Below are 8,565 nucleotides of genomic sequence, written 5' to 3'. Positions count from 1 at the left end.
GTTATTTTTAAATATTAAGAATATATTGATTGAATTTGAAAATATAATTGTTGATAATATTCAATGTGAAATAATAGTGATTTTTTTACATTAAATAACAAAAAAAACAAAAATATTATTAATACTTACTCAAAATTTCATGAAAAATAACCATACTCTAACTTCTATAAGGAATTAGAGGGAATAATCATGCCGCAATATTTACGTATAGCTGATAATATCTACAAAAGATTTCTTGAAGAAAAGAAATTCAATAACTCACTTCAGGATTTTTTAAATCTTATTGTTAAACAATTACGTATAGATTTAAAAGATACAGACCTTAGACTAAAATACAATTTCATAGAATTTGTAGATGGTTTTCAAGCTAATCAAAGTCATGGACATTTATATGTAGATATTAGTTTGGTACCGAACTATAAGGAGAATAATGAATTCCTATTATGGTTAGCTGGCTTTATAGAAAAAATTACTGAAGGTGGAGTTAAACGTTTGCCTCCTTTTATTGAGGAAATACCACCTGATTTTTCATTTGAAAATGATATCAGTGAATTGCTGAAGAAAAAGAAACATGATACAGAAAATATGATTGAATCATATTTTAAAAGTGATGATTTTAAAAAATTAAAGAATGAATAATGGTCTTATTTATGGGAAAGGGAAGGAGTATTGATCTGCATACTCCTTTTCTATAGGTTTTCAGTGTGCCGCTTTTAGCAGCGGGTGTTTTTATTAAATTAACTTAACGATGATATGTATGTTTATTAAAATTGATACAGAAAATTATATAAATACAGATCACATAGTGGCTTTTTCAACTTTTAAAGCTGTAGATGGAAATATAAAGATTACAATTGATACGGTTACAGCAGCAAGTGGACATGGCCCATATATAGTACATAAAGGAAGTATGGAGGATGCAACTATTTTAATAAATACACTCATAGAAGCAATAAAATAATTATATATAAATTAATTTCTGAATATTTTGATAGGGAGGAAAATAGCTATTTGATAAAATTATTTTAAGATCGTAATTAATAATAATGCATAGCCAATATTTGGCCATGCATTACATTTTTTTTAGATTAAGTTAAATAGCCTGCCATTGTTGTTTAACTTCTTCAGAATTTTTAATCAGAACTACTTTATCATCTTTGACTTCACCAATCCATGCCGTTGGAATCAAATGATGTTGATCCTTTTCATCACGCGTCAGTTTGAGTTGGCTATCACCTTCGAGATGATCAACTGTTCCAACTTTGGTACCACAAGAAGCAATTACATCTGAATGTTTTTTAATATCTTGAATATTTAAAGTACTCATTTCTTAAACCTCTTTTATAAACATAAAAACACGGAAGCCCTTAAACTACTGTATATTTCCTTATAATTTTTGGATTTTAAATAATCCTTACATGATGATTTTATAGATTCACCTAAACATACTGTTTGGTTAACAATGAAACAAAATGAAATAAATATTTAAATAACTACGAATGCTTATCTTTTTATTACAATTAAACTATTTAACTAAACGTATTATTTCAATTAGTGTTTAAATAAATTCACTTGAATTAATATTTTAAGAATGAATAGGAAAATATTTATAAAGAGCTCAACTTTCGAGATATTAAATCGCTTTGAGCAGTACTCACCTGAAGAAAAAATAAATCAACGTCCAATTGTTCTGAAACAGTTGATTCATTCTGTTGGACGGTTGCCTGAACCTGTTTCGGGACAAATCTATCAACGCTGGCAAGTTTTTGCCCAGATTGCTGGCTTTGACCTAAGTTTAGCCAAGCTTTTTGAATCACATTGTGATGCGTTAAGCATTTTGTATGAACTCGGATATGAAAATGAAATTGATGAGAAAATATGGGCTGTTTGGGCTGCCGATGGTGGGCCAGCGCCGCTACAAGTCGAAAATGAGTTTTGTCGTGGAATTAAACCGTGGTGTTCAGGCGCTGAATTTGTCCAAAAAGCATTAATCAATTTTAAAGATCAACAGGGGCAATCTCAGCTCTGCGTTATTGACCTCAACCAACCCTCGATCACCATTGAGCTGGCTCACTGGCAAGCCGTAGGCATGCTTGGCACACAGACTGCTAGAGTCAATTTTCAGGAGACAGCCGTCAAACTCATTGGTCGTCCCAACGATTACCTTGATCGGGCTGGTTTCTGGCATGGTGCTGCGGGTGTTGCAGCTTGCTGGTACGGTGCGGCAGTACGATTAGTGGAGGAGCTACAACAAAGTTGCCTTAAAACCCCTAATCCTTTTAAGAAAATGTATTTAGGTCAGTTGGCAACTCGACTTGCTGTAACCCGACAATATTTCCAATATATCGCGCAACTCATTGATAGCCAACCCAAGCTTAGTCATGAACGAGATGTACGGATCTTGCGTGCGCAGGCAGAACAAAGCTGTTTGGCGGTTATTGAAGGGGTAGGAAAAGCGCTTGGAGCACGGCCTTTTTGTGAACAAGCAACTTTTGCCAGCCTAATGGCTGACTTACCTGTATTTATTCGGCAAAGTCATGCGGCATTCGATGATGAGCAAATTAGTGAACGATGTTTACAGGAGCAAATGTCATGGCAGCTCTAAAACATCCTTTGGTCGAAGATCGTATTATTGAAGGGCAAGGTACCTCTAGAGAACAATGGCTCTATGCATTTGAGCAACAACCACTATCGCCGCTCAATCTTGAAAAATTTCAATCGAAACGGATTGTGATTGTGGCGCCACATCCAGATGATGAAATACTCGGTTGTGGCGGCTTGATGCAACAGCTGATTAGCTTGAATTGTCATCTGGTGATTGTCGCCGTTAGCAATGGTACCCAAAGCCATCCGAATTCAAGTAAATATAGTCCAGAGCAATTAGATCAAATCCGCCCTCAAGAAAGTCTGGCAGCGTTACATTGTTTAGAGGTCTCGGATTTTGCACAACGTATTACCTTAAATTTACCAGATGGACAGATTCATTTGCACACAGAGCAACTGTGGCAAGAACTAGACAAGCTGGTTCAAGCGGAAGACATTCTGATTTGTAGCTATGCGCAAGATGGGCATCCCGATCATGAAGCGGTAGGAAAAACGGTTCAGACCTTTGCTTTAGCGCATGAACTACCATATTTACATGTGCTGATCTGGGCATGGCATTGGGCGCGGCCATTAGATCCGCGTATCAACTGGCAGCAGGCCAGAGCTTATAGCTTGACGCAAACACAATTAATCAAAAAACGTCAGGCCATTATGCAGTTTAAAAGCCAGACCGAAGCTGATGAAAGTACAGGCAATACTGCGGTTTTATCTCCAACAATCATCGAACGTTTGTTGATGCCTTGGGAGGTCTATCTTTGTGAATGATTCTAGTCAATTTTTCGAAGCTTTATATCATCACAACAATGACCCTTGGGGCTACGATCATCATTGGTATGAGGCTCGTAAGAGGCAGATTTGTTTAGCATTACTCACTCAACAGCACTACTCATCAGTGCTGGAAATTGGCTGTTCCAACGGTCATTTAAGTGTACATTTGGCTCAACGTGCTGGTCAGCTTTTATGTCTAGATCTTTCTGCACACGCTGTCCATTGGGCTTCGCAACGTTTACAGGATCTAGGCCATGTGAATGTTCAACAGCAAAAAATACCTGAAAATTTTCCTCAACAGAAATTTGATCTGATTGTCATCAGTGAAGTGGCTTATTACTTATCACGCAATGAACTGCATAAGCTGATCAATCAGCTCAAAGACAGTTTAACGCCACAAGGTGAAATCCTGTGTTGTCACTGGCGTCATGCCATTCAGAATTTTGAACTGGACGCCTTTCAAGTACATGATCATTTAAAACAATCTTTGCCTTTCTCTCATTATTTAAGTTTGAATGATCCAGATTTTATGATTGATATCTGGACGGTAAACTCTTCATCTTTGGCAAAACAACAGGGCTTAATATGAAAATAGGTATTGTTATCCCAGCCCATAATGAGGAACAGAATTTATCCGCTTGTTTGCAGTCAATTGAACAAGCTATACAGAATATAGGTCACTGTCAGGTCGAGATTCTAGTGGTTTTAGACAGTTGCACTGACCAGTCCCTCATGATTGTAAAGTCACACCAGATGAACTGGCTTGAATGTAATTTTGCTTGTGTAGGCAAGACCAGAGACCTTGGCATTAGGCAGCTAATCGATCAAGGAGTTACATGGGTCGCTTGCACGGATGCTGATACAATTGTAGATCCAGATTGGTTACTATGCCAAATGCTACATCAGCCAACAGATGCCATTTGTGGAATCGTTATACTGGATGATCTTAGCCACTTATCAATACAACAACAGCAAAAATATCTGGCGCATTATCAGGACAGGATGGATCATCAACATATACATGGGGCGAATTTAAGCTTTAGTACTGAAGCCTATATTCAGGCAGGAGGCTTTGAACCTATTCCTTGTCATGAGGATGTCTCATTAATTGAAAAATTTATTAAGCAATGTTGCAAAATCACTTGGAGTAATCTGGTTCGCGTCACCACTAGCAGTCGATTAAATGGACGTGCACCTGAAGGTTTATCGTACTTTTTAAAACATTTATAAAATTGACCTAATTCGAGAGAGAAAGTTAATCCACAGCTTTAGCGGGTGACATATATTATTCAGCTTTATAAATGAGCTATTTAATTCAGTCATCCCTACAAAATTTAAGTAAATTCATATCTTTGCCTAATTAAATTGAAAAGCTAAGAGGAAAAAGTGTTAAAAATAAATGCTTTAATTTTATTTGAATAAACAATAATAAGCTATTGATATATATGAATTTTATTTTTGTAAAAAATACTGTTTTTAGCTTGGTTTTGTGTATAATTTCGCCATAAAAGCCTCTGTGGATTTATAGAACTTCTCTATAGATTAGCAGGGGTTTTTCTATGGTGATTTATCCGAGATGGACGCTCTGAGTTAATTTGTGTGGATGGTATTAAATGATCCTTTTTTCCAGAACTGCTCTTATTGATCCTGAAATTCAATTAAGTGCTCAACGTCTTTCAACTCGTTTTAGCTTTTTCGGTCTTGGTTTCGCCACGGCTGCATGGGCGCCGCTGATTCCTTTTGCCCAGCAACGTTTACATTTTAATCATGCCGATTTTGGTTTGTTGCTATTATGCGGTGGCTTAGGTGCAATGCTAGCTATGCCTGCAACAGGTAAAATTGTTCAGCGTATTGGTTGTCGTCTGCCGATCGGTTTCGCTTTACTCTTGCTTGCCGTTTTATTGCCAAGCCTAAGCTTATGGAGCACGCCATTAATGATGGCGATCACCTTATTCTTATTTGGTACAGCAGCAGGAAGTCTGGGCGTTGCACTCAATATTCAGGCCGTAGTGGTTGAGAAAAATAGCTTAAAATCATTGATGTCTGGTTTCCATGGTATGGCGAGTCTAGGCGGATTAGCTGGGGTACTGACGATTACTGCATTGCTTGCTTTAGGTATTTCGTCTGTCATAAGCGCATTTGCTGTGAGTTTACTGTTGGTAATTATTGTTTTTCTTTCAGTGCCATACAGCATAAAAGCTGTAGAAAACACCAGTCTTGAAACATCATCGAAAGTGAAAAAGTCGATACGCCAGCGTCTGCCACAACCTTTGATTATATTAATTGGTATTGCCTGCTTCATCATTTTCATGACGGAAGGTGCGGCGATGGACTGGAGTGGTATTTATTTAACGCAACAATATGGAGTTAATGCCGCTTTTGCGGGATTGGCGTATACCTTCTTCGCGATTGCCATGACCATAGGACGTTTTACGGGGCATTATCTGATCCGTTATTTTGGTGAAAAAAAGCTTTTAACCTATAGCGCGATTTGTGCAACTTTAGGTTTGGCGTTGGTCAGTATCGCGCCTCATTGGTGGCTGGTTTTAGTGGGTTATACATTGGTTGGGGCAGGTTGTTCTAACATCGTCCCGATCATGTTTTCCCGTGCTGGACGTCAGAAGATGATGGCAAGTGCAGTTGCATTGTCTTGTGTTTCGACTATGGCTTATACGGGTATTTTGGTTGGACCTGCTTTCATTGGAATGGTGAGTGAGCTGATTGGCTTAAGTACAGTGTTTATGGCACTATCTGGTCTATTATTATTGATTGTGGCTTTAAATCGGTTTACTTATTTGAAATAAGCATCATAGTGAATTGAACTGGCAATATCTGGACACTGCCAGTTCCTTACAAATCGAAGTACTATAAATTTTGATAAATAGGGTTAACGTTACGCATTCCCAGGAATCTGAAATCCTGCACAGCGGTTTTGTTCTGTAAGTCGTTAAGAAATGCATTGCGCCAGTCATTAATATCAAAATCTTTTAAACCTTTCATCAGTTGTTTGTAGCGTGAAATACGCTCTTGTCGTGGCATTTCCAGTGCTGTTTTTAAAGCATCGACCATTGCCGTTTTGTCGGTAGGATCAACCAGTAGTGCTTCTGACATATGCTCTGCAGCACCTGCATATTTGGATAGAATCAGTACACCAGGATTTGATGGATTTTGCGCTGCAATATATTCTTTTGCGACTAGATTCATCCCATCTCGTATTGAACTGATCCAGCATACATCTGCTTGACGATAGACTTGCATCAAATGATGATGTTTCATTGCATCATAAATACATTCCACGGGTTGCCAGTCTTCCTGTGCAAATTCCTGATTAATCATCTCGATCTTAATCTTGAAACGCTCAAATAAACGTTGATAAGCTGGAACTTCCAAACGGCATGGGCAAGCAATTTGTAAATGTTGAATATGCTGCTGATACTCAGGATATTTCTCCAAGAACTCTGCATAGGACAAAAAACGTTCTAGTAAACCTTTTGAATAATCAATCCGATCTACGCCGATAATGGTTTTTGCAGCATTCAGCTCTACTGGGCGGGTAAGGAAGTCTTGTACATCAATAAACTGTTGGGCTGCTTTTTGAATCGCTGTTGGATTTACCCCAATTGGGTAGCATTTAATCATGGTCAAACGTTGATGATAGCTTAACAACGTTTGTTGAATTTTCTGTGCTTTCAATAAAGATGTGCATACTTGCATACACACTTTTTGATCTTTATCTGTTTGTAGACCCACCACATCGTATTGGCATAGATCCTCAATCAATTGTTGAGCACATGGAATTTTTTGCCAGATAAATAAAGGTGCAAAAGGAATATGCAAGAAAAATCCAATTTTATTCTGCATACCGAGTTCACGGCAATATTTCGCCACACTTAAAAAATGATAATCATGGACCCAAATTGTATCGTTTCGATCTGCAATTTCGGCAAGTTTTTGAGCGAATAAATAATTTACTTTTTGATATCCTTCGTATTCTGATGTTTTAAACTCAATCAGGTCTGAACGATAATGCATGGCAGGCCAAAGTGAATTGTTGGCAAACCCTGCATAATAATCAGAATATTGAGAATTTGTTAAAGGGCAGGTGACATATTCAACTTTATCCTTCCGAAGAATATTAAAATGTACTTCCTCTTGCTTATGAACTCGTTCGCCATTCCATCCGAGCCATACACCACCAATATCATCTAATGCATCTTGTATAGCGACTGCAAGCCCACCTGCGGTAGTTTTTTGCCCATTGGGAATACTGACTCGATTCGATAAAATAATTAATTTAGACATGTTTTCTCTCCATCTAAGTTGTTGTTACCTTTAATATTGTTGTCATAGTTCTGAATGTGTTCTAAAAATAATTCTAAAAAATCATGTACTTGTTTTGTGTCTTGAAGCTGATATTTGGCATGGGTAAGCCCTTGACCGACTTTGATTGAGATGCCATCTTCCACCTGATTCACAAAATAAAAACCATCTTCGTCCGTGACGTCATCGCCAATGAAAATTGGTGTGTAAACCTCATACTGGTTTAAATGAGCTAAAACTTCTTTGATTGCCAAGCCTTTATTGGCTTGCGCAGGTAATAATTCATAAACGAATTTCCCTTGAATTAACTTTAGATTGGGGAATATCTTTTGACTTTCTAATATTATTTTTTTCGCTATATCTTGTAGCTCTGGAGCTTTCCTGTAATGCAACGCAATTGAAGATTTTTTGTTTTCAATCAGTAAACTTGGATAGGAGATACATGCTTGAGCTAGAATTTTATAAATATTTGAAATTTCTGAGAAATTCTTTGGTGTATGTAATTCTTTTTCATTTCCTAGATATATTTCTAATCCATGCAATGCAGCAATTGGAAGATTAAGGGATTCAAATAATTTACGTGCAGAATCAATGTCTCTTCCTGTTACAGCAACAACAGGAATCTGCTTTGAAATAATTTTTCCTAAAATATTTAAAGTTTTAGTTGGAATATAACTTTCAGTAGGATCAAGTTGAAAATCAGATAAAGTTCCGTCTATATCTAGAAATAGACATGGCTTATTATAAGTTGAGATAAGTCTATCTTTTAATTTTTTTAAAAAAATTAAATTTAAACTTATTTTTTCTACTCTCTTTTTCAATTTTAAGAACTCTTATCGCTATTTTATTTTTTATTATAGAGTGGTGAAATTT

At 36.9% G+C, this 8,565-nt stretch carries 10 protein-coding genes; 7 read left to right on the top strand and 3 right to left on the bottom strand.

What is annotated here, in order from left to right; genetic code table 11:
- Nucleotides 1-189 precede the first annotated feature (189 nt).
- Nucleotides 190-639: a hypothetical protein gene (locus AAV96_RS01000; protein ID WP_046737968.1), complete on the top strand. Its 450-nt coding sequence runs from the start codon at nt 190-192 to the stop codon at nt 637-639.
- Nucleotides 640-757: 118 nt separating this feature from the next.
- Nucleotides 758-961 carry a hypothetical protein gene (locus AAV96_RS00995; protein WP_046737969.1) on the top strand — a complete coding sequence of 68 codons (204 nt, stop codon included), beginning with the start codon at nt 758-760 and terminating at the stop codon, nt 959-961.
- Nucleotides 962-1,093: 132 nt separating this feature from the next.
- Here AAV96_RS00995 and AAV96_RS00990 read toward each other — a convergent pair whose 3' ends face one another.
- Entirely contained in the window at nt 1,094-1,327 is a 234-nt protein-coding gene (locus AAV96_RS00990; protein WP_046737967.1) for a DUF2171 domain-containing protein, read from the bottom strand.
- 264 nt (nt 1,328-1,591) lie between these two features.
- Here AAV96_RS00990 and AAV96_RS00985 point away from each other — a divergent pair, with 264 nt between their 5' ends.
- The 5 genes from AAV96_RS00985 (at nt 1,592) to AAV96_RS00965 (ending at nt 6,176) form a co-directional block, all read left to right on the top strand.
- Nucleotides 1,592-2,605, top strand: coding sequence for an acyl-CoA/acyl-ACP dehydrogenase (locus tag AAV96_RS00985; RefSeq protein ID WP_046737966.1), 1,014 nt, complete (start codon nt 1,592-1,594; stop codon nt 2,603-2,605).
- A complete protein-coding gene (locus AAV96_RS00980; protein WP_046737965.1) occupies nt 2,593-3,369 on the top strand; it encodes a PIG-L deacetylase family protein in 777 nt (258 codons plus the stop codon). Before AAV96_RS00985 ends, AAV96_RS00980 begins: the two co-directional genes overlap by 13 nt.
- On the top strand, nt 3,362-3,961 hold the full coding sequence (locus AAV96_RS00975) for a class I SAM-dependent methyltransferase (RefSeq protein ID WP_046737964.1): 600 nt from the start codon (nt 3,362-3,364) through the stop codon (nt 3,959-3,961). Before AAV96_RS00980 ends, AAV96_RS00975 begins: the two co-directional genes overlap by 8 nt.
- Entirely contained in the window at nt 3,958-4,602 is a 645-nt protein-coding gene (locus tag AAV96_RS00970; protein ID WP_046737963.1) for a glycosyltransferase, read from the top strand. Before AAV96_RS00975 ends, AAV96_RS00970 begins: the two co-directional genes overlap by 4 nt.
- Nucleotides 4,603-4,985: 383 nt before the next feature.
- Nucleotides 4,986-6,176, top strand: coding sequence for an MFS transporter (locus AAV96_RS00965; RefSeq protein WP_046737962.1), 1,191 nt, complete (start codon nt 4,986-4,988; stop codon nt 6,174-6,176).
- Between the two features lie 61 nt (nt 6,177-6,237).
- Here the strand turns inward: AAV96_RS00965 and AAV96_RS00960 are convergent, their stop codons facing one another.
- On the bottom strand, nt 6,238-7,674 hold the full coding sequence (locus tag AAV96_RS00960; protein ID WP_046737961.1) for a trehalose-6-phosphate synthase: 1,437 nt from the start codon (nt 7,672-7,674) through the stop codon (nt 6,238-6,240).
- The gene (gene otsB, locus AAV96_RS00955; RefSeq protein WP_046737960.1) at nt 7,662-8,513 is read right to left on the bottom strand and encodes a trehalose-phosphatase; all 852 of its coding nucleotides are present in this window, start codon (nt 8,511-8,513) and stop codon (nt 7,662-7,664) included. The genes AAV96_RS00960 and otsB overlap by 13 nt, the downstream gene beginning before the upstream one ends.
- Nucleotides 8,514-8,565 lie beyond the last annotated feature (52 nt).

Source organism: Acinetobacter sp. AG1 (assembly GCF_001005525.1).
Lineage (GTDB): Bacteria > Pseudomonadota > Gammaproteobacteria > Pseudomonadales > Moraxellaceae > Acinetobacter > Acinetobacter modestus.
Note: the sequence above shows the minus strand (reverse complement) of the source record. Positions and strands in the feature narration are given on the sequence as shown.